Annotated in this window: 1 protein-coding gene; it reads left to right on the top strand. The window is 42.7% G+C overall.

What is annotated here, in order from left to right; genetic code table 11:
- Positions 1–83: 83 nt before the first annotated feature.
- A complete protein-coding gene (locus NV381_RS38120; RefSeq protein WP_258218461.1) occupies positions 84–1,118 on the top strand; it encodes an IS630 family transposase in 1,035 nt (344 codons plus the stop codon).
- Positions 1,119–1,138 lie beyond the last annotated feature (20 nt).

Below are 1,138 nucleotides of genomic sequence, written 5' to 3'. Positions count from 1 at the left end.
CTATATAAAACGCACTTACAATCCTCACTTTGCCATCAAATGGGTAAATAAATAGTAAAACCAACCCAAAGGTGGCATTAAAAATGAATACACAAGAAATCGGAAAACTTAATCAATTGATGAAGGAAACGCATGACAAAAGACTTTACGAACGTTATTTAGCTGTACGTCTGCACTTGGAAGGATACACTTTTACTGAAATTAGTCATCTTCTTAGACTCGTACGCCAAACCATCAGCATCTACTGGCATAGCTACCAGGAAAAGGGGATTGATGGCCTTCCCCTGAAACATTCGCCAGGAAAACCGTGTTTTTTGAATGAAGAACAACACGAACAGTTGGCGTATTTATTGATTCATAAGCAACCTGCAGATGTTGGCTTTGAGGCACGTTACACCTGGACCCTGCCGCTAATCGCGGCCTGGATCAAACAGGAGTTTGGTGTCGAATACAGTGTTCGCGGCGTCAGTAAAATGTTGAAGCGACTTGGGTTCAGTTTTACCAAGGCAACCTATACGTTAGCTAAAGCGGACCCAGAAGCCCAAGCTGCTTTTAAAGACGTGACATTCCCGGAATTGAAACGGCAGTTGGAGGACGGTACGATCGATCATCTGTTGTTTGAAGATGAATCTATGATTCGGGCGTATCAAGCTTTGCAATACAGTTGGTTTCCTAAAGGTCAGCAGCGCAAGGTCAAAACCTATGGCCGACACGAAGGTGCCAAGTTGTTCGGTGCCATTAACTATGAGACAGGACAGGTCCACCATCGCGAAGAAGAAAAAGCAGATCTAACTGCTTGGATTCGTTTCCTCACCCAACTGTTGGACGTTTATTCTGACGGAAAGATTGTCATGATTCTGGACAACAGTCGTATCCATCATGCAGCGGACTTACAATCCTTTCTACACGAACACCCACGATTGAAGCTTGTTTTTCTTCCACCGTACAGTCCTGAACTCAACTTGATGGAAGGTGTATGGAAATGGCTGAAAAGTGATGTCATCAACAACGTGTTTTTCAACAAATTTTATCGCATTCGACTCCATGTCACAGCGTTTATGAATAGAATCAACAAGTATCCTCAGGATACCATCGATCGGTTACTTATTCAGTTATAATGTTAAGTGCGTTTTATATA

It is taken from the genome of Paenibacillus radicis (ex Xue et al. 2023), assembly GCF_024722015.1.
Taxonomy (GTDB): Bacteria; Bacillota; Bacilli; order Paenibacillales; family NBRC-103111; genus Paenibacillus_S.
Note: the sequence above shows the minus strand (reverse complement) of the source record. Positions and strands in the feature narration are given on the sequence as shown.